General features: G+C 69.4%; 24 protein-coding genes and 1 riboswitch. Of the genes, 10 read left to right on the top strand and 14 right to left on the bottom strand.

The window, feature by feature from the left end:
* Positions 1-30: 30 nt before the first annotated feature.
* From ACQP1O_RS24520 to ACQP1O_RS24500, 5 genes are read right to left on the bottom strand one after another with little or no spacing between them, the layout of a single operon-like run.
* On the bottom strand, positions 31-1,095 hold the full coding sequence (locus ACQP1O_RS24520) for a DNA polymerase domain-containing protein (RefSeq protein ID WP_433560820.1): 1,065 nt from the start codon (positions 1,093-1,095) through the stop codon (positions 31-33).
* Complete coding sequence (locus ACQP1O_RS24515) at positions 1,092-2,192, bottom strand: ATP-dependent DNA ligase (RefSeq protein WP_433560819.1); 1,101 nt, start codon at positions 2,190-2,192, stop codon at positions 1,092-1,094. Before ACQP1O_RS24515 ends, ACQP1O_RS24520 begins: the two co-directional genes overlap by 4 nt.
* A 51-nt stretch (positions 2,193-2,243) precedes the next feature.
* A complete protein-coding gene (locus tag ACQP1O_RS24510; RefSeq protein WP_040863830.1) occupies positions 2,244-2,639 on the bottom strand; it encodes a cold-shock protein in 396 nt (131 codons plus the stop codon).
* A gap of 43 nt (positions 2,640-2,682) precedes the next feature.
* Entirely contained in the window at positions 2,683-3,786 is a 1,104-nt protein-coding gene (locus ACQP1O_RS24505) for an SPFH domain-containing protein (RefSeq protein ID WP_354833064.1), read from the bottom strand.
* A gap of 37 nt (positions 3,787-3,823) precedes the next feature.
* Entirely contained in the window at positions 3,824-4,045 is a 222-nt protein-coding gene (locus ACQP1O_RS24500) for a hypothetical protein (RefSeq protein WP_364611276.1), read from the bottom strand.
* 159 nt (positions 4,046-4,204) lie between these two features.
* On the opposite strand from ACQP1O_RS24500, the gene ACQP1O_RS24495 reads away from it, so the two are divergent.
* Together ACQP1O_RS24495 and ACQP1O_RS24490 are read left to right on the top strand one after the other, a co-directional pair.
* Positions 4,205-4,375 (top strand): hypothetical protein, encoded by a 171-nt coding sequence (locus tag ACQP1O_RS24495; RefSeq protein WP_433560818.1) that lies wholly within the window; start codon positions 4,205-4,207, stop codon positions 4,373-4,375.
* 89 nt (positions 4,376-4,464) lie between these two features.
* Complete coding sequence (locus ACQP1O_RS24490; RefSeq protein WP_433560817.1) at positions 4,465-6,045, top strand: DHA2 family efflux MFS transporter permease subunit; 1,581 nt, start codon at positions 4,465-4,467, stop codon at positions 6,043-6,045.
* A 63-nt stretch (positions 6,046-6,108) separates the two neighbouring features.
* Here the strand turns inward: ACQP1O_RS24490 and mraY are convergent, their stop codons facing one another.
* Positions 6,109-7,197, bottom strand: a complete 1,089-nt coding sequence (gene mraY, locus ACQP1O_RS24485; protein ID WP_433560816.1) for a phospho-N-acetylmuramoyl-pentapeptide-transferase — start codon at positions 7,195-7,197, stop codon at positions 6,109-6,111.
* 82 nt (positions 7,198-7,279) lie between these two features.
* On the opposite strand from mraY, the gene ACQP1O_RS24480 reads away from it, so the two are divergent.
* The 3 genes from ACQP1O_RS24480 to ACQP1O_RS24470 all read left to right on the top strand — a co-directional run bounded on the left by ACQP1O_RS24480 (position 7,280) and on the right by ACQP1O_RS24470 (position 9,588).
* Positions 7,280-8,119: a helix-turn-helix transcriptional regulator gene (locus ACQP1O_RS24480; protein ID WP_433560815.1), complete on the top strand. Its 840-nt coding sequence runs from the start codon at positions 7,280-7,282 to the stop codon at positions 8,117-8,119.
* Between the two features lie 138 nt (positions 8,120-8,257).
* Positions 8,258-8,698, top strand: a complete 441-nt coding sequence (locus ACQP1O_RS24475; protein ID WP_433560814.1) for a nitroreductase family deazaflavin-dependent oxidoreductase — start codon at positions 8,258-8,260, stop codon at positions 8,696-8,698.
* Between the two features lie 125 nt (positions 8,699-8,823).
* Complete coding sequence (locus tag ACQP1O_RS24470; protein WP_433560813.1) at positions 8,824-9,588, top strand: SDR family NAD(P)-dependent oxidoreductase; 765 nt, start codon at positions 8,824-8,826, stop codon at positions 9,586-9,588.
* A gap of 51 nt (positions 9,589-9,639) precedes the next feature.
* On the opposite strand, the gene ACQP1O_RS24465 is transcribed toward ACQP1O_RS24470, so the two are convergent.
* Positions 9,640-10,353, bottom strand: a complete 714-nt coding sequence (locus ACQP1O_RS24465) for an MgtC/SapB family protein (protein ID WP_433560812.1) — start codon at positions 10,351-10,353, stop codon at positions 9,640-9,642.
* Positions 10,354-10,554: 201 nt separating this feature from the next.
* Positions 10,555-10,730: riboswitch (M-box (ykoK) riboswitch) on the bottom strand.
* On the bottom strand, positions 10,716-12,026 hold the full coding sequence (locus ACQP1O_RS24460) for an MFS transporter (RefSeq protein ID WP_433560811.1): 1,311 nt from the start codon (positions 12,024-12,026) through the stop codon (positions 10,716-10,718). It overlaps the preceding riboswitch by 15 nt.
* An 87-nt stretch (positions 12,027-12,113) precedes the next feature.
* On the opposite strand from ACQP1O_RS24460, the gene ACQP1O_RS24455 reads away from it, so the two are divergent.
* Complete coding sequence (locus ACQP1O_RS24455; protein WP_433560810.1) at positions 12,114-12,455, top strand: ArsR/SmtB family transcription factor; 342 nt, start codon at positions 12,114-12,116, stop codon at positions 12,453-12,455.
* Here the strand turns inward: ACQP1O_RS24455 and ACQP1O_RS24450 are convergent.
* Complete coding sequence (locus ACQP1O_RS24450; protein ID WP_433560809.1) at positions 12,452-13,072, bottom strand: TetR/AcrR family transcriptional regulator; 621 nt, start codon at positions 13,070-13,072, stop codon at positions 12,452-12,454. The two genes, ACQP1O_RS24455 and ACQP1O_RS24450, sit on opposite strands and share 4 nt — an antisense overlap.
* 60 nt (positions 13,073-13,132) lie before the next feature.
* On the opposite strand from ACQP1O_RS24450, the gene ACQP1O_RS24445 reads away from it, so the two are divergent.
* The gene (locus ACQP1O_RS24445) at positions 13,133-13,642 is read left to right on the top strand and encodes an SRPBCC family protein (RefSeq protein ID WP_433560808.1); all 510 of its coding nucleotides are present in this window, start codon (positions 13,133-13,135) and stop codon (positions 13,640-13,642) included.
* Between the two features lie 58 nt (positions 13,643-13,700).
* Here ACQP1O_RS24445 and ACQP1O_RS24440 read toward each other — a convergent pair whose 3' ends face one another.
* Positions 13,701-14,327 (bottom strand): TetR/AcrR family transcriptional regulator, encoded by a 627-nt coding sequence (locus ACQP1O_RS24440; protein ID WP_379467532.1) that lies wholly within the window; start codon positions 14,325-14,327, stop codon positions 13,701-13,703.
* Positions 14,328-14,397: 70 nt separating this feature from the next.
* Between ACQP1O_RS24440 and ACQP1O_RS24435 the strand changes: the two genes are divergently transcribed.
* Positions 14,398-14,784 carry a DUF6221 family protein gene (locus ACQP1O_RS24435; protein WP_433560807.1) on the top strand — a complete coding sequence of 129 codons (387 nt, stop codon included), beginning with the start codon at positions 14,398-14,400 and terminating at the stop codon, positions 14,782-14,784.
* A gap of 96 nt (positions 14,785-14,880) precedes the next feature.
* Here the strand turns inward: ACQP1O_RS24435 and ACQP1O_RS24430 are convergent, their stop codons facing one another.
* A complete protein-coding gene (locus ACQP1O_RS24430) occupies positions 14,881-15,285 on the bottom strand; it encodes a hypothetical protein (protein ID WP_433560806.1) in 405 nt (134 codons plus the stop codon).
* Between the two features lie 600 nt (positions 15,286-15,885).
* On the opposite strand from ACQP1O_RS24430, the gene ACQP1O_RS24425 reads away from it, so the two are divergent.
* The gene (locus ACQP1O_RS24425) at positions 15,886-16,326 is read left to right on the top strand and encodes a hypothetical protein (RefSeq protein WP_433560805.1); all 441 of its coding nucleotides are present in this window, start codon (positions 15,886-15,888) and stop codon (positions 16,324-16,326) included.
* A gap of 29 nt (positions 16,327-16,355) precedes the next feature.
* On the opposite strand, the gene ACQP1O_RS24420 is transcribed toward ACQP1O_RS24425, so the two are convergent.
* Together ACQP1O_RS24420 and ACQP1O_RS24415 are read right to left on the bottom strand one after the other, a co-directional pair.
* Entirely contained in the window at positions 16,356-16,670 is a 315-nt protein-coding gene (locus tag ACQP1O_RS24420; RefSeq protein WP_433560804.1) for a transcriptional regulator, read from the bottom strand.
* Entirely contained in the window at positions 16,667-17,131 is a 465-nt protein-coding gene (locus tag ACQP1O_RS24415) for a hypothetical protein (RefSeq protein WP_433560803.1), read from the bottom strand. The genes ACQP1O_RS24420 and ACQP1O_RS24415 overlap by 4 nt, the downstream gene beginning before the upstream one ends.
* 276 nt (positions 17,132-17,407) lie before the next feature.
* Here ACQP1O_RS24415 and ACQP1O_RS24410 point away from each other — a divergent pair, with 276 nt between their 5' ends.
* On the top strand, positions 17,408-18,664 hold the full coding sequence (locus ACQP1O_RS24410) for an MFS transporter (RefSeq protein WP_433560802.1): 1,257 nt from the start codon (positions 17,408-17,410) through the stop codon (positions 18,662-18,664).
* Here ACQP1O_RS24410 and ACQP1O_RS24405 read toward each other — a convergent pair.
* Positions 18,640-20,508 (bottom strand): Na+/H+ antiporter, encoded by a 1,869-nt coding sequence (locus tag ACQP1O_RS24405; RefSeq protein WP_433560801.1) that lies wholly within the window; start codon positions 20,506-20,508, stop codon positions 18,640-18,642. The two genes, ACQP1O_RS24410 and ACQP1O_RS24405, sit on opposite strands and share 25 nt — an antisense overlap.
* Positions 20,509-20,595: the final 87 nt, after the last annotated feature.

Genomic DNA, 20,595 nt, shown 5'->3' with positions numbered 1-20,595 from the left:
TACCAGCACACCGCTATTCGGCGGTGTCCTCTATTCGGCGGCGTCCTTGCGGGCCTTGCTCGGCTGCACGCGCGGCGGCTCGTTGGGCATCTTCGGATAGACCGGCGGCCAGGGCGCGTCCATCAGGCCCGCGGCCATGTCCTTCTCCGACATCTCCAGCAGCGGTTCCAGGGACTGGGGGACACGATCGGCCCACGGGTCACCCAGTTCGGCGACCCGGGCCGGGACCGTCGCGATGGTCAGCTCGTCGGGGACGATCGCCTCGAGCGCCTCCCACGAAATCGGGGTGGACACCTGCGCGCCGACCTTCGGGCGGACACACCAGGCGCCGAAAACCGTTTTGTGCGGGGCATTCTGGTTGAAATCGACGAACACCCGCGAACCGCGCTCCTCCTTCCACCAGGCGGCCGTGATGCGGTCGGGGTGGCGGCGCTCGAGCTCGCGGGCCAGCGCGACCGCGGCGGCCCGGACCTGATAGCCGTCCCACTTCGGTTGCAGCAGCGCGTACAGGTGCAGACCCCGCGAGCCGGAGGTCTTCACGCGCACATCGATGCCCAGTTCGCTGCACAGCGCGCGGGTGGCGAAGGCGGCCGCGCGCAGATCGTCGAAACCGATACCGGGGGAGGGGTCCAGATCGATGCGCAACTCATCGGTCACACCGGTCGGCGGCAGGACCGTACCGGCCGCATCCGTGACCGGGGGGAACGTGGAGGCGGCCTCGGCGCCGGCATGGGTCGGCCAGACGTGAAAACCCAAGCAGCCCAGGTTCACCGCCCACACGATGTGCGCCAGGTCGACAGCGACCAGCGCATCGCTGGTGGTGCCGTTCGGCGTCGACACCACCGTGGTCTGCAACCAGTCCGGCACCGACTTGGGCACCCGCTTCTGGAACCAGGACTTACCCGATGCCCCATCCGGATACCGTTCCAGCAGCACCGGCCGCCCGCCGATGGTCCGCATGATCGGATCGGCCACGGCCAGATAGTAATTCACCAGATCGAGCTTGGTTTCCCCACGCTTGGAGAAGTACACCTTGCCCGGATTGGAGACGCTGACCGTGTGCCCGGCCACCTCGAGCTCCACCGAATCGCTCACCGCGCAGTCCCTTTCGCGTTCCTGGCGTCGGCGAAGATGTCGGCGAGCTCGGCGGGGGCCACCTCGTCGAGCTGGGCGTAGGTACACGATTCGGGGGTGCGGTCGGTGCGGAACCGCACCAGCCGGCCACCGTGCCGCAGCCGGCCCGCCATCACATGCTCGTAGCGCACCTCGGCCACCAGCTCCGGGCGCAGCGCCTCCCACGACAGATCCTTGCCGCCGGTCCAGCGGCTCACTCCGCCCGGCATCTTCCCGTCCGCCTTGGCCTGCGCGGCCGCATCCGCCCACGACCGCCACGGATGCTGCTCGAGCGCGTTCTCGCGCAACGGTTCCAGCTCATCCACCAGCTCCTTGCGGCGCGCCGCGGTGAAACTCGACGCCACCCCGACGTGATGCAGATTCCCCTCGTCGTCGAACAACCCCAGCAGCAGCGACCCCACCCCCTGCCCGTCCTTGTGCCAGCGGAACCCGGCCACCACGCAGTCGGCGGTCCGCTCGTGCTTGATCTTGAGCATCACCCGCTTGTCCTGCAGGTACGGCAGATCCGCCGCCTTGGCCATCACCCCGTCGAACCCCGCGCCCTCGAACCGGGTGAACCAGTCCGCCGCCACCTGCGGGTCCTCGGTCATCGGCGTCAGATGCGTACCCGGGACCCGCCCGTCGAGCACGGATTCCAGCATCCGCCGCCGCTCGGCGAAAGGCCGATCGGTCAGATCCTGCTCGCCCAGCGCCAGCAGGTCGAAGCCGACGAAGCTGGCCGGTGTCTGCACCGCCAGCTTGTTCACCCGGGACGCCGCCGGATGCAGCCGGTTCTGCAGCGTGTCGAAATCCAGGCCGTTCTCGGTGACGACCACGATCTCCCCGTCCACCACGCACTTGTCGGGCAGCGCCCGACCCAGTAGTTCCACCAGTTCGGGGAAGTACCGGGTCAGGGGCCGGTCGTTGCGGGAACCCAGTTCGATCTCGTCGCCGTCGCGGAAGACGATGCAGCGGAAGCCGTCCCATTTCGGTTCGAACAGCAACCCCGGGTCACGGGGCAGCTCCGAGACCGATTTGGCCAGCATCGGTTTGACCGGTGGCATCACGGGCAGTTGCACACGACCTCCTCGGTTCACGGTGGACCCGAGACCGATCGTAATGCGAACCGATCAGTTCTCGATCCATCCGTGCTGATCGGCGAAGGCGGTGAGCCGGTCCCGGATGGTGATGATCTCCGCCGCGGTCAGCTGCGGCGAGGCATCCAGCAGCAACTCGGTGATCAGCCGGCGATGCTCGGCCGCACTCATCTGCCCCGACCCGCGATGATCCTTGCCCTTGGCATGCCGCACCGGAGCCGACTGGCCCGGCACCACCGCCAGGTTGATCGCCTTGGGACCCCGGTCACCCTCGGTCACATCGAATTCGAACACCCGCCCCTGGCGCAACTCGTCCTCGTCCAGCCCGATGTCGTTGACATGCACGAACACATCCGGACCACCGTCTTCCGGACGGATGAATCCGAAACCCCGAGAACTGTCGAACGACACCAATTTCCCGATGGACACCTAAACACCCGCTCCTCGTCGCCGCGTCCCTCTGGCGGTCACTCTAGTCCGCGGGCTGATCATTGTTGGAGGAAAGTGCCTTTTGCAACGAATTGAAGACCGTCAGCCCCTGGCCCACCATGCCGTTCACGATCTCCGAGACCCCATCGGGACCGTTGAGCACGGTCAGATTCGCCTTCGACAAGCCCACCGATGCCTGCTTGACGATCTCGGGCAACTGCTCGATCAGCAGCTGATCGAGCGCGATCCGGTTGTTCGACGCCGCCGCCTCGGCCTGGATGCGCGTGCGATCGGCCTCGGCCTCGGCCAGGATCCGCACCCGATCCGCCTCTGCCCGAGCCGGTTTCACCACCTCGGCCTGCAACTGCTGCTCACGCAGCTCGGCCTGCTTGCGTGCCTGCTCGGCCTGCGCGGACAGCACCTCCTGCAGCGCGGTGGCCTGCGCGAGCGGACCCGCCTGCGCCGCTTCGGCATTGGCCTTGTCGATGTCGCGCTGATACTGCGCCTTGAGGATCGCGGTCTCGCGCTGGTACTCGGCCTGCTTGCGCTGGGACTCCTGCTCGGCCTGGGCCGCGAGCTGCGCGGCCGCGGCCTGCGCGATCTGCGCGTCACGCTTGACCGCGGCATTGTGCGGGGCGGCCAGGGCCGCGATGTAGCCGAGGTTGCCGTCGTCGATGTGCTGGATCTGGAACGAGTCCACCCACAGTCCGATATTGCTCATCTCCACCTTGGAGGCGACCAGCACCTCGTCGGCGAGCTTCTGGCGCTCGCGGATGATCTCCTCCACCGTCATCGAGCCCACGATCGAGCGCAGATGCCCGGAGAAGATTCGCCCGGTCAGCACGCTCATCTCGCGCTCCTGCTCGGACAGGAACCGTTGTGCCGCATTGACGATCGACTGCGTGTCGTTGGCGACCTTGAACGCGATCACCGCCCGCACGTCGAGCTGGATGGCCTGCTTGGTGACGCAGCGTTCGCCGATCTCGGCCTCGAACATGGCCAGCGACAGATACCGCACCTTGCGGAACAACGGCACCACCCACGCGCCGTGCCCGATGATCACCCGGAACGGTGCGTTGTCCTTGCCGCCGCGGCCGCCGCTGACCAGCATCGCCTGGTCCGGCGCCGGAACGTGGTATCCGAGCATCGCAGTCTCCCTCTGTTCGTGGAAAGAAGTTCTCGATCTATCGATCGCCCGGAAGGGGAATCCACGCAACAACATCGACGATGCGCCCCGGATGCACGGCCACGACGAGCACGGTCGCGCCGGCCGGCAACGGCTCCTCGGCGCGGGCGATGTAGAGCTCGGTTCCCCCTCGAATAGCGACCTGCACCTCACCGAGGAGTCCCTTGCCCCGGATCGGCGAGGTCAGCGTACCGGTCAAGCCCACTACCGGGTCGGTCATCGCGAATGAACTCCTCGACTGGATCGCTCGAGAACGCCAGCGTACGCGCGCCGAGGAGCCCGACCGGGGCGCCCGGGAAATCGCCGGACATTTGCTGGGGCTCGATATGATCGGGTGATCCGGCTCCTGGCGACCATCGCGCTGCAGAGAGGACCCCTCGTGAGCACCGATCGCATCCCCGTCGATCCCACCGATTACGAGGGCAGAAGCGATGTGCGCGAACCGGATCCGGGTGACCCGTCCGAGTTCGAGATGCGGGCCGAGGCCGCCGCCGACGCGGCCGCGGAGAACTTCTACGACAATGACGACGGCCGGCCGGCCTCGGAATGAGGCGCGAGGACGATGCTGCGCGGATGCCGCCGAAACGCCGATATCAATATGTGCTGGTTTCGTAACCGACCGGCTGGCAGGCTGAAGCGGTGACCACCCCTCCGGATACCGTGGCGGCCGATTCCGCCGACGACAAACTGGACATCGGCGTCTTCAAGATCGCCGGTGTCGTGGTGCTCGGCGCCATCATGTCGATCCTCGACGTGACCGTCGTGACCGTAGCGATCCCCACCTTCCAGCACGACTTCGACACCACCTACGCCATCGCCGCCTGGTCGATGACCGGCTACACCCTCGCCCTGGCGACCGTCATCCCGCTCACCGGCTGGGCCGCCGACCGCTTCGGCACCAAACGCCTCTACATGATGGCGCTGGTGTTCTTCGTACTCGGCTCGGTGCTGTGCTCGACGGCCTGGAACATCGAGTCCCTCATCGCCTTCCGCGTCCTGCAGGGCCTGGGCGGCGGCATGCTCATGCCGCTGGGCATGACGATCATGACCCACGCCGCGGGCCCGCAGCGCATCGGCCGCGTCATGGCCGTGCTGGGCGTGCCGATGCTGCTGGGCCCGATCGCCGGCCCGATCCTGGGCGGCTGGCTGATCGAATCGTTCAGCTGGCACTGGATCTTCCTGATCAACCTGCCCATCGGCATCATCGCGCTGATCCTGGCGTTCGTCGTCTTCCCGCGCGACAACCCCGAACCCTCGCAGAGCTTCGACTTCCTGGGCATGCTGCTGGCCTCACCCGGTCTGGCCGCCTTCCTCTACGGTGTGTCCTCGATTCCCGGTGAGGGCACCGTCGAATCGGCCAAGGTGCTCATCCCCGCGATCATCGGCCTGGTGCTGCTGATCGGATTCGTCTTCCACGCCCTGCGCACCGAACACCCGCTGATCGACCTGCGGCTGTTCACGAACAAGTCGCTGCGCTTCGCGGTGATGACCATGACCCTGTTCGCCATGGCGTTCTTCGGCTCCGGTCTGCTGCTGCCGTCGTATCTGCAGCAGGTGCGCGGGGAATCGACCCTGGCCGCCGGTCTGCTCATCGCCCCGCAGGGCCTGGGCGCCATGCTCACCATGCCGATCGCGGGCCGGCTGGTCGACAAGATCGGGCCCGGCAAGATCGTGATCACCGGTATCACCGTCATGGCGGTGGCCATGGCGTTCCTGACCCAGGTCACCGCCGACACCCCCTATACGCTGCTGTGCGGGGTGCTGTTCGTGATGGGTCTGGGCATGGGCTGCACCATGATGCCGACCATGACCGCCGCCATCCAGACGCTGACCCACAGTGAGGTCGCGCGCGGGTCGACACTGATGAACATCGTCAACCAGACCGCCGGATCCATCGGCACCGCAACCATTTCCATGGTGCTGACCACCCTGCTCAACCGGGGCGACACCCTGGGCGACAGGGGCGTGCAGCTGCCCCCGGGCGCCCCCGACCCGTCGCTGGCCAACGCGGCCATCGGGTCGCGCTACAGCGGCCAGCTCGCACAGCTGCCGCACACCCTGCTCGGCGAGGGCTTCGACCTCGCCGCGCGCGCCTTCGCCCACACCTTCGTGGTGGCGCTGTGTCTGCTGGCCGCCACCGTGATCCCGGCGTTCTTCCTGCCCCGCGCCAAACCGGCCGTACCCGCCGCCGCCGACGACGCGCCCGTCGTCGTGCACTGACCCGGCAACCCGTGTGGCCCGTCCGGATTCCTTTCCCGATGGGCCACACGGCATGTGCGGGTCTCAGGGCAGCCGGGAGCCGGTGGTGGTGAGGTGCTCGCCGTAGAAGGCGATCAGTCCGGTGACCGAGGCGATCGCCGCCAGCAGCCAGAACCGGATGATGACCGTGGTCTCCGGCCAGCCGATCAGTTCGAAATGGTGATGGAACGGCGCCATCTTGAACAGCCGCGTGCGGGTGGTGCGGAACATGACGATCTGCAACAGCACCGACAGGATCTCCGCCACGAACAACGCACCCACCGCCACCATCAGCAACTCGGTGCGGGTGGTGATCGACAGCCCCGCCAGCAGCCCACCCAGCGCCAGCGACCCGGTGTCACCCATGAAGATCTTCGCCGGAGCCGCATTCCACCACAGGAATCCGACACACGCCGCCGCCCCGGCCGCGCACACCAGCGCCAGATCCAGGGGATCGCGCACCGTGTAGCAGCCCGGCACCGCCTTGACCGCACACGAATGGGTGTACTGCCAGAACGTGATCAGCACATACGATCCCAGCGCCAGACCCATCGAACCCGCCGCCAGCCCGTCCAGGCCGTCGGTGATGTTGACCGCGTTCGACCACGACACCACCAGGAAGATCGCCGCCAGCAGGAACCCGCTCAGCCCCAGCGAGACCGTGGAGATGTCGCGCACGATCGACACCTGGCGACTGCCCGGCGTCAGTCCCGAACCGCCCCGGAAATACAGGGCCAGTACCCCGAAAACCACAGCGGCACCGACCTGCCCGAGATATTTGCCCGACGCGGTCAGCCCCAGGCTGCGCTGCTGGGACAGTTTGATGAAATCATCGAGGAAACCCACCGCGCCCAGCGCGGTCGCCAACCCCAGCACCAGCAGCCCCGACGCGGTCGTGCCGGTCCCCTCGGAAGACATCCCCACCAGGTGCGCGCAACCGTACCCGCACCACAGCGCGATCAGGATCGCCAGCCCGCCCATGGTCGGGGTGCCGCGCTTGGCCAGATGGCTCGCCGGGCCCTCCGCGCGGATCTGCTGGCCCAGCCGGCGGGCGGTGAACACTCGAATCAGCAACGGCGTCACCGTGATCGACACCGCCAGCGCCACCATCGCCGCCACCAGAATCTGCCGCATCCGCCCCCCTCGAGACCCGAATCCGGTCACATGCTAACCGGGACACGAACGAAACGGGCACGCGTGATTGTTAGCGTGAGGTATGGACACAGCGGGCCGACGACGCGACCACCTGCGAGAATTCCTGCGCGACAGGCGCTCTCGCCTCACCCCCGACCAGGTCGGGCTGCCCACCGCGGGCCGCCGCCGCACCCCCGGCCTGCGCCGCGAGGAAGTCGCCGTCCTCGCCGGCGTCGGCGTCTCCTGGTACACCTGGCTCGAACAGGGCCGCGACATCACCGTCTCCACCGACGTCCTCGACGCCGTCGCCGCCGCCCTGCAACTCACCGCCCCCGAACGCGCCCACCTCTACGTCCTGGCCGGCCTCAACCCGCCCTGCCCCGCCGTCGACAGCGGCAGCGACATCACCGTCGAGACCCGCAACCTCCTCGACGCCTGGAACCCCCGCCCCGCCGTCCTGCGCGACCGCTACTGGAACGTGCTGGCCCACAACGACTCCGCCCGCGCCGTCTTCGGCTACGACGGCCCCGGCCACAACTGCCTGGTCACCTACTTCACCAACCCGCGCTACCTGGCCATGTCGCAGACGTGGTCCGAGGCCGCCCCCGCGGTCGTCGCCGCCTACCGTGCCGACTCCGCGCTCTGTCCCGGCGACCCCGGCTTCGACTCCGTCATCACCGAACTCGCCTCCCGCAGCCCGGAATTCGCCCGCCTGTGGTCCCGCCACGATGTCGGCCCGGCCCAGCAGGCGGTCAACGCCCTGGAACACCCCGAGGCCGGTGCGCTCCACTTCGACGCCACCACCCTCACCCTCGCCGGCCACTCCGACCGCCACCTGGTCCTCTACAACCCCCGCGCCGGCACCGACACCGCCGCGCGCCTCGACCAGCTCCACCGCCTGCGCCTGGCCCCACCCGCCTGAGCTCGCCGGCGATCGTGCTCTCCGACCGGCACCCGGCAATGTTGACCCTGCTCACATTTCTGGTAATGTTTGCAGCGCTAACTCGACTCCGGCGGCCGTCGTGGGAGCTTCGATGCACCAGGGACAAAGGGGCAGGCGTTGAACAAGGACGCACTGAAAGACGGCGGGGCCAAACTGATGAACCTCGCCCACCGGGTCGTGCTCACCGTCAGCGGGAACAAACTGCTGGCCAACCCGTTCGGGATGCCGGTGGTCGAATTGCACACGGTCGGGCGGAAGTCGGGGCTGCCGCGCTCGTGCTACCTGACCGCTCCGATCCATGACGCCGGCCGGGTCGTGCTGGTCGCGTCGAAGGGCGGCGACGACCGGCACCCCGACTGGTACCGCAACCTCCAGTCGCATCCCGATGCCGAACTGGTGATCGACGGGCGACGGCGAAAAGTGCACGCACACACCGCGGATCACAGCGAGCGAGCCGAACTGTGGCCGCAGATCACCTCGGCATACCAGGGCTACGCGAACTACCAGGAGCGGACCGCCCGCGAGATCCCGGTCGTCATCTGCGAGCTGAGGGACTGACAACGGGGACCGACAACGGCCACCATCGTCGGCGCTGGCGCGAGCCGTGCTCGGCAAGGTGGTGGTGGCACACCCACGATAGATGCGCACTGTTTACCCGTCGCGCGGCCCGGCAGGCTGAGACCATGACACACAACGGGTTTCGGTTCCAGGACAAGGTCGCCCTCGTCACCGGCGGCAGCAGCGGGATGGGGCTGGCCGCCGCACGGCGGCTCCTCGAAGAGGGGGCGTGGGTGATCGTGACCGGGCGTGACAAGGACCGCCTCGACACCGCGGTGGCCGAACTGGGGGAGCGGGCGGTCGGGGTGGCCGGGGACGCCACCGAACCCGAGGATCTCGCGGCGCTGGCGCGGGTGGTGTCCGAGCGGTTCGGGCGGCTGGATGTGGTGTTCGTGAATGCGGGAATCGGTGCGTTCCAGCCGGTTTCGGCGGTCACCGGCGACGAGTTCGATCGGGTGGTGGGGATCAATTTCAAGGCCGCGTTCTTCACCGTGCAGCACATGCTGCCGATGCTGGTCGACGGCGGTGCGATCGTCCTCAACGCCTCCTTCGCCCCGTATCGGGGCGCGCCCGGCGCCGCACTGTATTCGGCGACGAAGGCGGCGGTGCAGAATCTGACCCGGACGCTGGCCGCGGAGTTGGCGCCACGCGGAATTCGGGTGAACTCGGTGAGCCCCGGCTACATCGACACCCCCGCCTTCCGTGCCGAGGCCTCCGCCGCCGCGCAGGCCGCCGCGGGGGCGCGGGTGGCGCTCGGGCGAGTCGGCGACAGCGACGAGGTGGCCGCCGCCGTCGCATTCCTGGCCTCCGGGGACGCCTCCTACATCACCGGTCAGGACCTGCTCGTCGATGGCGGACTGACCACGGTGATCCCGTCGGCGATGGTGTGAATCAGGATGCGCGCAGGTCGGCGGCCGGGTCCTACGGCCGCAGCGCGGCGTTCACGCCTCGGCCTCCGCGCGCAGCGGCACCGTGCGCCAGCCGACGCTGGTCACCGACGGCTCCAGGCTCAACCGGCTCACCGCGGCCTCCATCTGCCGGTCGTCGCGGCGGTCACCGGTCAGCTCGGCCCGCACCTGCACCCGGCCCGGGGAGGTGTCGTGGCTCGAGATCGACACCAGCCGGAAATCGGTGCGCGTCAGCGACTGCACCAGCAGCGCCCGCACATGCGCCTCGTGCGCGTCGTCGGTGTCGGCGTGGAAGGCGTACAACGCCTCCTGGGCCTCGACCTCGTCGACACCGGGGCGATCCACCGTGCGCGCCACCGTGCGCAGCGCGGTATTGACCACCACCACCGCCACCGTGCCCGCCACCGCGGTCGAATACATGCCCGCACCCGCGAGCGCGCCCACCGCCGCCGCGCACCACAGCGTCGCGGCGGTGTTCAGGCCGCGGATATTGAACCCGTCGCGCAGGATCACGCCCGCGCCCAGGAACCCGATGCCCGAAACGATCTGCGCCGCAACACGAGTCGGATCCGCGGAGGCGCCGTTGAAGCCGTGCGCGGACAGCAGCACGAACAGGGTCGCCCCGGCGGCGACCAGCGAATTCGTGCGCAATCCCGCCATCCGGGCCCGGAACTGACGCTCGAACCCGATCACCGCGCCCAACCCGACACCCGTGCCGAGTCGCAGCAGCATTTCCCACGTGGTCATCTCGATCTCCCACTGGATGACGGCGCACTCCGGACTCGGACGCTACCGGGGTAGGGGTAGCGGCCAGAGGATTGCGGGAGTACGGCCGAGTGAACGATTGGCTAACGGAACTCGATCCGGTCCATCGGGCACGACCACCACCTCCTCGACGCCACGCGCACGCATGCCGGGGGAGTGGGACCGGCGCGAAATCGCCGGTACGGGTACCACCCCTCGTAAGACCTTCAGCACTCCACGGCGTAAACCCGCCACGGGTGGCGGGAGCCGGTCGGGGCATCCCCTTAGCTCGGGGAAACCTGTCCTGATCCGGGGCGTCTCTCGACGTTCGGGATCGCCGGCCTGTATCCGTGAAGGAGCCTCAGCTAACGACGGCACCTTGCGACCAGAAGTAAACACCCGCCCGCCACGATCGGCAACCCGACGTGAGCGCCGTCGCATTCGTGCACCCGCGAGCTTCGCGCCTCGACCGTGACCCGTGCCACCAGCCGCACCACGCACAGCACCGCCACCACCGCCGCGAAGATCTGCACCGCACCCAGCAAACCGGTCGCGCCCGCCAGCAGGCCGACGCCGATGACCGGGCCGCCGCTGCCGCAGTAGGCCATCACGAAATAGGTCGACAGCACATCGGCGTGACGATCGGCCGGTGCGGCCGCGTTGATCGCGGTCAATCCCGACAGGAACACCAGGCCGTGACCCGCCCCGGCCAGCACCGTCGCGAACAGCAGCAACGGCAGCGAGGAGACCGCGCCCGCGACCGCCAGCAGTACCAGGCCCACCGCCAGCAGCGGGAATCCCGTGAAGTCCAGGGCCCGTTCGGGTGTGCCGTAACCCACCAGCTGCGCCAGCGCCCACGCCGCGGGCAGCAGCGCGGCCGCCGCACCACCGACCACCAGATTCGCACTGCCCGACAGGGTCGCGGCATAGGTCGGGATCAGCGTGAGGAAGACGCCGACCACCGCGAAACCCAGGAACGCGCCCGTGCCCGCGGCCGCGAAGACCGCACCCATCCCGGCCGGGATACTCGGCCGCCGTGGCCGCCACCGGGTGACCGCCGCGGTCTCGGGCAGCACCGCCACCGCCACCGCGGCCGGGACCAGCAGCGCCAGCTCCACCGCGAACGGCGTCAGGTACGGAGCCGGAAGGTATTGCGCCAGAACAGCTCCCAGCACCGGGCCCAGTCCCATGCCGCCCGCCGAGGCCACCGCCGACACCAGGGCCGCACGGCGGCGGCTACCGTGTGGCTCCAGCTCGGTCAGCGCGGCGGTGAGCGCGCCCGAGGCCGCCCCGACCGCCAGCCCCTGCAGGACGCGGGCCGCGAACAACCACACCACGTCGGTGGCCAGCGCGAAACCCAGCGTGCCCAGCGCCGCCAGCGCCAGCGCGGGCAGCAGAATCCGGCGCCGCCCCAGCGCATCCGAGGCCGGACCGGCGATCAGCAGCGCGGGAATCAGCACCCCCATGTAGACCGCGAACACCAGCGTCATCACCAGCGCTGAGAATCCGAACCGATGGGCGTAGCCGTGATACAGCGGCGTGGCCACGTTCGTGCCCGTCAACAGGACCAGCAACGTGTAGGCGGTGCCCCAGAACCGCGCACTGCTCCCGGGTGGTGAATCCTGCGGGGCGGCAGCGTCTTCGGGGGCGGCTGCGGTGGATTGCTCGACGGTCATGGCGTCCTCCCGGCACAGACATGTTCGATAATTCCGAACATAACAGGATGTTCGGAATTTGTGAACATGTGGACTAGCCTGGACGCCGTGGCAAGCCGAACCGCGACCGAACTGGTCCACCCCGACCGCGACGAACTGCGGTTCACCACCGTGCTGGCCGCCCTCGCCGACCCCGTCCGGCTCACCATCGTCACCCGCCTGGCCGCCGCCGAGAACGGCGAACTGGCCTGCACCACCTTCGATCTGCCGATCAGCAAATCCACCCAGAGCGGGCACTTCAGAACCCTGCGCGAAGCCGGCGTCATCCGCCAGCGCGACGAGGGCACCCGCCGGCTCAACCGGCTGCGTACCGAGGACCTCGAGGCCCGCTTCCCCGGCCTGCTCGACCTGGTGATTACCCACGGCCGCGGGACGGCCCTGAGCGCCTAGCCCGAATCGCGCGGCGACTGCGCGCGGTCCGGCACCGGTGCGCGCTCGGGTGGCCCCGGGGTGGTCAGCACCCGCCAGATCTCGTCGACGTAGGACTGCCAGGCCTGCTGGTCGGCCGGTAGCGTGCCACGCATCGTCCGCCACAGCTGGCCCGTGCCCAGATACGCCGAATACGCCAGCGCCGCACGATGTTTCGCCACCGGGGCGGCGAAACCGAGCCGGGTGAACAGTTCGGCCAGATACTCGATACGGCGCACGGTGACCCGGGTCAGCACCGGCTCCACCAGCGGATCGGTCGCCCCGGCCAGCAGCACCGCGAGCTTCTCCTGCGGATGCGACAGCGCCGCGCCCAGCAGCGTGCGCAGGCCGAGCGCCGGATCGGGTTCGGCCGACACCAGTGCGATCACGGCATCGGTCTCGTCGTGTTCCCAGCGCTGCAGGGCCGCCGCCAGCAACTCGTCCCGATTCGCGAAATGCCAGTAGGCGCTGCCCTTGGTCGCGCCCAGTCGCGCGGCCAGGGGTTCGATGGCGACCGCGCCCACGCCGCCCTCGCCGAGCGCCGCCAGCGCGGCCGCGACCCAATCGTCGCGGCTGAGCCGTCGCCTCTTCTCCGCCATAGCTCCGTACGCTACCGTATGGAATAGGAACATACGGTACCGTACGGAACGGTGGAGTCGATGATCTGCAACATTCACCAGCGAGAACTGCCGGTGTCGGCACAGCAGGCGGGCGCCTTGCTCGATGCGGTGGCCGAGCCGGGCAACCCGCTCTGGCCCGGCGAGCACTGGCCGGCCCTGATCCTGGACCGGCCGCTGCAGGTCGGCGCCGACGGCGGGCACGGCAGCATCCGCTACCTCTGCACCGCGTACGAACCCGGCCGCGCCGTCGAGTTCACCTTCGCGCCGAGCATGCCCTTCGCCGGCACGCACACCTTCGAGATCGTCGATCGCGGTGAACGGGGTTGCGTGATGAGGCATCTCATCGTCGCGCGGGCCCGCACCCCGCGCGGCCGGCTGCTGTGGAGCCTCGCCATCCGCTGGCTGCACGACGCGGTGCTCGAGGAACTGCTCGATCGCGCCGCGACCGAAGTGGGGCACCCACCCGCCGAACCGGCCCGATGGTCACCCTGGGTGCGCATACTGCGCCGATCACTCGACCGCGTCCACGCCGCGGTACCGGCCGCCTGACCGGCCGGACCGAACCCGCTGCGCCGCACGCCGACCCGGGCGGGGCCCACCGCCCGGGTCAGCCGCGATACACGCCGCGATAGGCGTCGATGGTCTCCACCAGATGGTCGACGATCTGCTCGCGCGTGGCGCGCAGCGTGCCGTTGAGCCACGCCGAGAACATGCCCGCGTTACCGCTGGCCATGGTGACCGCCGCCAGCCGCCGCCGCACCGGATCCTCGATATGGGCGAACAGGTGATCCTGGATCAACCGGGTGAACGCGGGCATCACCGCGATCGTCGTCTGCCCCAGCCCCGTCGAGGAATACGGCTCCACCAGAAACAGCCGCGACTTGCGCGGATCCTCGAGCACCTTCGCCACCAGCGTCTCCGACAGCGCGCGATCGCGGTCCGGATCGTCGACGACCGCGAAGGCCGTCATCGGATCCAGGAACTCCTCGGCGATCTGGCGATAGAGCACATCGAGCAGTTCGTCTCGGCTGGCGAAGGATTCGTAGAAATAGCGGTCGGTCAGGTTGGCGCGCCGGCACACTGCGCGCATGGTCACCGCACCCGCCCCGGACTCGCCGATCAGATCCAGTGCGGCCTCGAGCAACGCGGCCCGCCGCGCCTCACGGCGTTCGGTGAGGGTCGTTCCACCCCAGATACGGGGCTCGGCGTCGGAGGGAGGCTGCTCGGTGTGCACCGGGTCCAGAGTAGTGCCCGGTGCCGGGCGGATTCGAGGCGATGTCGACAGTGCCGACTACCGTGGGTGGATGGATATCAGCGCGTTCATCGCGGGCCGCCTCGACAAGCAGCAGGAAGCCGCTGAATTCGCTCTGCAACTCGAGCGCGACTTCCACGACACCGGCCGCGAGATCAAATACGAATGGGTGCGTTACGTGCGCCGCCGCGGCAGCCGCACCGCCCCGTCGTCGGTGTTCCTGCCCGGCGCACCGACCCCGAGGGAACTGTTGCGGCACCAGGCGGCGCTGCGGCTGATCCTCGGCCAGCACACCCCCGACACGGGCGGGCACTGCACGGTGTGCCGGCAGCCCGACTCGCGCGGCGGCCACGAACCGGCGCCGTGGCCGTGCCCGACCGTGCGCGCGGTGGCCGGCATCTGGTCCGATCACCGGGACTACCCGCTCCCGCGGGATTGATTGGCGCCCACGGGCGAATCCGTGGGTCCGGTGCCGGATGTGATCGCACCCCCGGCACCGGAGCGCCGGGTATTCGCGCGGACCGGGCCCGCGCCGCTAGCCGGTGACCACGCAGGCGCTGCCGAGGTTGATGCCGGTGTTGACGCTCACCGACGCCCACTGCGAGCCGTTGTAGGTCCAGGCCTGGATGTAGTGCGCCCCGGTCGAGGTCGGCGTCCAGCTGGAGGTGCCGGTGCCGCCGCTGCCGAGGCTGAACTGCTGCTGACCGAAGGTGGCGGTGTTGCTGTCGTAGAGCCAGACGTATTCGTACGGGCTGCCGTTCACGGTGACCGTGTACGAGCAGTTGGTGCCGTAGCCGCCGCCGAGACCGATGCTCGACCCGCTGGACACGCTGACGCTGGTGACATACGCCGACGCCGGTGGCGCGGCGAGCACGAGCGCCGCGGCTGCGGCGGCGAAGGTGGTGAATGCGGTGAGGGCCGACTTCCGTGACCGGATCATCGTCGATCATCTCCCCAGATGAACGGAGCAATGGGAGCTTTCGCGCCAATGGCGCATTTCACCAGTGTCGGCGTCCGGGACTCCCGGCACGCGCGTATCGGACTACTCGCTCCGGACCGCCTCGGTGGCCGTCGCGGCCTCATGATCAGCGGTTATCGTCCAGCTGCATCCGATCGGCCCGAAAAGGCCGAGGCCCCTGACGATCCCCTAATTCGCGCGCTCACCCAGCGATGCAGCTACCGCACCGCTACCGTTCTGATTGTCCGAATCGTGCCCAGGCGGACACGCGCAGACGCCCGCGGCACCGGATACCCGCGAGTCTCTTCCCGGGCCTCGCACCCGCGTCCCCGCATCAGGCGGCGCCGCGAACACGGCGGCGCCGAGGCCACCCCCGATCCCGGCCTCGGCGCCGCCGCACCGCAATTCGAGGCCGCGACATCTGCCCGGCATCGCGACTGTGATCGACCACGATTCCGCCGCAAAACCATCGGAAACCGGCCGGTGCTGCAATGATCGACCCGGATTTGTCTTCAGTTCGGGTCGGCACCGTGAATCAACCTGTGCCCGTGGACTGTTCGAGGTGCAGAAGGATCGACCTGTATGACCGCAAGCCGGTACGCCAGCAAACCCGTCGTCGCCGAGGCCCCCGAGCCTTCCAGCTGGGGACGGCATCTGGGAATCAACGAGGACGTCGCCGACGGTCTCGACGCCGGGCAACTCGGCGCACTGATCTTCGTCCGGAAACTGGTGCGCTGCTGGTACATCGCCAATGTGGCACTGGCACTGTCGATCTGGGCCGCGATCACGCTGTGGGCCCGCCTCTACGGGCAGGCCACCTTCGGTGACTGCGCCGCAGTCAGCGGATTCACCAGCCGCTGCGATCCCGGCTGGCAGTCGCTGATCATGGGGCTGGTCAGCGGGTTCGTGGTCGCGACGGCAGTCTTCGTGCTGACCTCGCTGCCCTGCTTCATGATCGGCTACGCCATCCGCTGGTCGGCGCGCGCCATGGCCGACCGCAACGAATGGCGAATCACCGACTGACCGCGCACACCCGGCCCGACCGGTAGCGCCTAGCCGGCGGGACTCTCCGGTGGCATCGCCCCGGCGACGATCTCCCGCAGCGCCGCGATGTGTCCGTCGAAGGCGTCGCGCCCGGCGCGGGTCAGGCGGGCGCGAACCTTGCGGCGGCTGCCCTCGAGACGGCGTTCGGTCGCGACATACCCGGCGTCCTCGAGCGTCGCCAGCTGCTTCGACAACGCCGAATCCGACAGAGTCAGCCGCTCCTTGAGGAAGGCGAACTCCGCCCAATCCGCCGCGGCCAATGTCGCGACCAGATTCAATCGCGTACTCGGATGGATCAATTCATCGAAGCGGGGCACGCTCATGCGCGCGCCCAGTGACGGCCCACCCGCAGCAGCTCCGGCCCGCCGAACCCGATGACGGCCGCGATCAACACCGCCGACCACGTGCGCGGATGCCCGGTCCCGTCGGCGTCCAGCAGCAGGGCCGCCACCACGGTCAGCGCGACCAGGACCAGCAGCATGGTGATCACGACCAGCGGTGTGCGCCGCCCGGCGACCTCCGCGCTGACCTGGACCCGACCGGTGCGATGCCGCCCGTCCAGCAATCGCGATGCCAGCGCCGAATGCCCCGCGCCGAACACCAGCGTCCCAACTGCGGCCGGCCACCCCGGCCCGACATCCCCGATCACCCCCAAAACCACCCAGCCACCACCCATTGCCCACCAGTACCCCCGCGGCAGCCCGACCTCCTCGGCCACCTGCCGCCGCGCCCGCCCCGCCGCATCCAGCGTCGTCCGGGCCTGATCCGGAGTAATGCCGTCCATGCCGACCGCTTACTTTCCTGCTAGGAAAGTAAGCGTCCACTTTCCTGGCAGGAAAGTCAAGGCGGCCGTCGGCCGACCGGGCATTCCGGATCCGGCGCCGCGAAGTGCGTTGCGCGCGACGATGATCGACCGGCACCCGGGCTCGGGCGGTCGCGACATCGCCGTCGCCCCGACCGAATGCTGCGACGTCCCGCCCGATGCACCGCACACCTTGTTCGCGACGACCCGTTCGCGGTCACCCGGGCCCAGAGCGGCCGACAGGGGAGACTGACGGTCATGGCGGACGGGATCGAGTGGGGGACGGCGGATCGAGCGGCCGGGGTGAATCGCTTGTCGCCGCTGCGGTTCGTGATGGCGTTCGGTGTGGTGAGCATGCTCGCCGACGTCGTCTACGAGGGCGCGCGGTCGATCACCGGCCCGTATCTGGGCACCCTGGGCGCCTCGGCGGCCCTGGTCGGCTTCGTCACCGGGGCCGGGGAGGCGGTCGCGCTGGTGTTCCGCCTCGTGACAGGCCCGCTGTCGGACCGCACCGGCCGGCACTGGGCATTGTCGATCGCCGGGTACGCGCTGACGGTGGTGTCGGTGCCGCTGATGGCGCTGGCGACCTGGTTGTGGCCCACCGCGGGGCTGGTGGTGGCCGAACGGTTCGGCAAGGCCGTGCGCGCCCCGGCACGCGACACCATGCTCGCCCAGGCCGCCGGCTCGGGCATCGGGCGCGGAAAGGCGTTCGCGGTGCACGAGGCACTCGACCAATCCGGGGCGCTGCTGGGACCGCTGCTGGTCGCGGGCATGATCGCGCTCTCCGGCTTCCGGCTCGGATTCGCCGTCCTCGCCATTCCCGGCGCGTTGGCGCTGCTCACCCTGGTCTGGCTGCGGCGCATGGCGCCCCGGCCGGTGGCCTATGAGACCGAATATCACGACGCCGGGACCACCGTGCGAGACGATGGCCGGTTACCGGGCCGATTCTGGCTCTATGCGGCGTTCACCGCGACCTCGATGGCCGGGTTCGCCACCTTCGGGGTGCTGTCGTTCCACCTGCAGGCCCGTCACGTGCTCCCCGACGGTTTGATCCCGCTCACCTACTCCGCCGCCATGGGCGCGGCGGCATTGGCCGCGCTGGCCTCGGGGCACCTCTACGACCGGATCGGATTGCGGGGGCTGGTGATTGCGCTGCCGCTCTCGGCGGCGGTGCCGCTGCTGTCGTTCTCGACCCATGCCGGTGCGGTGTGGGCGGGAGCGATCGTGTGGGGCGCGGCGATGGGCATCCACGAATCCACCCTGCGCGCCGCGGTCGCCGACATGGTCCCCGCCGCGCGCCGCGGCACCGGATACGGCGTGTTCACCGCCGTCTACGGTCTGGCCTGGCTGGCCGGCTCCACCCTGATCGGTGTGCTCTACGGTCATTCGGTGAGCGCGGTCGTCGTCTTCACCCTCGCCACACAGGCGATCGCACTGATGTTGTTCGTGCCCTTGGCCTTCGCCCGCTCGTCCCGCCGTCGACCTCGTGGTCAGCCCAGCAGCTGGTCCAGATAGCACCAGCGCCAGGATTCGCCGGGCTCGACGCTGCGCATGACCGGATGGCCGGTGTCGTCGAAGTGCTTGGTGGCGTGATTGCCCGGTGAGGAGTCGCAGCAGGCGACGTGGCCGCAGTCCAGGCACATGCGCAGGTGGACCCAGACCAGGCCCTCGTCGAGGCATTCGCCGCAGGCGTCGGGAGTGTCGGGGGTCCGGACGCAGGGAGCTTCGCGCAGATGCTCGCAGGCGCCGGCGGTGACGGGGGAGCGCAGGGGGGTGCCATCGTCCTCCTCGGCCTCGGCGACCCGGTCGATGGTGGACTCCTCGATGTCGAGGGTGGCCATGACCGCCTGCAGGACCTCCTGATCGACCTGGCCCGAATCACGGATGCGCAGCACGGCTTCGCGCTCGGCGGCGAGCATGGCCAGGCGCAGGCGGCGGTACTCGCCGCTGGGGGTGACGCGCTGGGATTCGGAGCGGCCCAGCAACTCCCACGCCGACTGGGCGCGCACCACCACCCGGTTGCGCAGGGCATCGACCACGTCCGGCGGGGTTTCGGGGGCGATGTTCTCCTCGAGCGCCTGCAGTCCCGCGACGGTGGCCTGTTGCAGCAGATTCGCTTCCTGCAGGAGGTCTTCGGCCTGGCTGGGCCCGCGCAACCGCAGCACCCGCACCAGCCACGGCAGCGACAAGCCTTGCAGCAGCAGCGTTCCGCCCACCACCACGACCGCCAGCAGCCGCAGCGTCGCCAGCTCCGGGGTATCGCCGGGCAGCAGCAGCGCCGCGGCCAGCGTCACCACCCCGCGCATGCCCGCCCACGCCACCACCGCCGGACCGGTCCACTCCGGCTTGGGTTTTCCCTGCCGCCGCCCTTCGACCCGCCAGGCCGCATAGGTCGCCGGGAACACCCAGACCGGGCGCACCACGATCACCGTCACCAGCACCGCCGCGCAGGTCCACAGCAGCGTCGAATGCGACAGCCCGCTGTGCCAGGCATCCTCGACCAGATGCCGCACCTGCAGGCCGATCAACAGGAAAACCGCGCTCTCGAGCAGGAATTGGATGGTGCGCCAGTTGGTGTGCTCGGCGATGCGCGAGGCCGCGCTCTGCCACTGCGGGGCGCCGTGACCCAGGATCAGGCCACAGGTCACCACCGCGATCACACCCGAGGCGTGCACCCCTTCGGCGGGCAGGTACGCGATCCACGGCGCCAGCAGCGACACACTCGTATCCAGCACCGGATCGCTGATGCGCCGGCGCAGGAACGCCAGCACCATCGCCGCCACCCCGCCGATGAGCGCGCCACCACCGGCCGCGCCGACGAAACTCGCGCCCGCCTCCCACATCGTCACGCTGCCGGCCATGGCGGCCACCGCGGTGCGCAGGGTCACCAGCGCGGTCGCGTCGTTGAACAGCGACTCACCCTCGAGCAGGGTCACGATCCGGCGCGGCATCCCGACCCGGCGCGCCACCGCCGTGGCCGCCACCGCATCGGGCGGGGCCACGATCGCGCCGATCGCCACCGCCGCCGAGAACGGCACCGGCAGCAGCCAATACACCACCCCGCCCACCGCGAATGCGGTGAACAGCACCAATCCCACCGACAGCAGGGTGATCGAGGTCTTCTTCGGCCGGAAATCCACCAGCGAGGTGCGGATCGCCGTCGTGTACAGCAGTGGCGGCAGCAATCCCAGCAACACCAGTTCGGGTTCGACCTCGAACTCCGGCACCAGCGGCAGATACGAGCCGATCACCCCGGCGACGGTGAGCACGAACGGCTCACCCAGCCCCAGCCGGCGCGCACCGGCCGCCAATGCGACCGCCACCGACACCAGCAATACCAGTCCGAACGCCCACTCCACGAGATCATCGTGCCAGCCGCCATGACCGATTCCGGCATCGGCTCGCCTCCAGCGAACAACCCCGCCCGCCGGCGTGCACGGACCCGG

It is taken from the genome of Nocardia sp. CA-151230 (genome assembly GCF_050942175.1).
GTDB lineage: Bacteria > Actinomycetota > Actinomycetes > Mycobacteriales > Mycobacteriaceae > Nocardia.
The sequence above is the reverse complement of the archived record's forward strand: the minus strand, read 5'-3'. Positions and strand labels throughout refer to the sequence as shown.

Excerpts from the sequence above, each read along its gene's own strand:
- ACQP1O_RS24450 (WP_433560809.1), bottom strand. The coding sequence starts at position 13,072 with ATGGCGGAGAAGAGGCGACGGCTCAGCCGCGACGATTGGGTCGCGGCC.
- ACQP1O_RS24505 (WP_354833064.1), bottom strand. The coding sequence starts at position 3,786 with ATGCTCGGATACCACGTTCCGGCGCCGGACCAGGCGATGCTGGTCAGC.
- ACQP1O_RS24410 (WP_433560802.1), top strand. The coding sequence starts at position 17,408 with ATGGCGGACGGGATCGAGTGGGGGACGGCGGATCGAGCGGCCGGGGTG.
- ACQP1O_RS24415 (WP_433560803.1), bottom strand. The coding sequence starts at position 17,131 with ATGGACGGCATTACTCCGGATCAGGCCCGGACGACGCTGGATGCGGCG.
- ACQP1O_RS24460 (WP_433560811.1), bottom strand. The coding sequence starts at position 12,026 with ATGACCGTCGAGCAATCCACCGCAGCCGCCCCCGAAGACGCTGCCGCC.
- ACQP1O_RS24425 (WP_433560805.1), top strand. The coding sequence starts at position 15,886 with ATGACCGCAAGCCGGTACGCCAGCAAACCCGTCGTCGCCGAGGCCCCC.
- ACQP1O_RS24445 (WP_433560808.1), top strand. The coding sequence starts at position 13,133 with ATGATCTGCAACATTCACCAGCGAGAACTGCCGGTGTCGGCACAGCAG.
- ACQP1O_RS24465 (WP_433560812.1), bottom strand. The coding sequence starts at position 10,353 with ATGACCACGTGGGAAATGCTGCTGCGACTCGGCACGGGTGTCGGGTTG.
- mraY (WP_433560816.1), bottom strand. The coding sequence starts at position 7,197 with ATGCGGCAGATTCTGGTGGCGGCGATGGTGGCGCTGGCGGTGTCGATC.
- ACQP1O_RS24435 (WP_433560807.1), top strand. The coding sequence starts at position 14,398 with ATGGATATCAGCGCGTTCATCGCGGGCCGCCTCGACAAGCAGCAGGAA.
- ACQP1O_RS24470 (WP_433560813.1), top strand. The coding sequence starts at position 8,824 with ATGACACACAACGGGTTTCGGTTCCAGGACAAGGTCGCCCTCGTCACC.
- ACQP1O_RS24430 (WP_433560806.1), bottom strand. The coding sequence starts at position 15,285 with ATGATCCGGTCACGGAAGTCGGCCCTCACCGCATTCACCACCTTCGCC.
- ACQP1O_RS24500 (WP_364611276.1), bottom strand. The coding sequence starts at position 4,045 with ATGACCGACCCGGTAGTGGGCTTGACCGGTACGCTGACCTCGCCGATC.
- ACQP1O_RS24480 (WP_433560815.1), top strand. The coding sequence starts at position 7,280 with ATGGACACAGCGGGCCGACGACGCGACCACCTGCGAGAATTCCTGCGC.
- ACQP1O_RS24420 (WP_433560804.1), bottom strand. The coding sequence starts at position 16,670 with ATGAGCGTGCCCCGCTTCGATGAATTGATCCATCCGAGTACGCGATTG.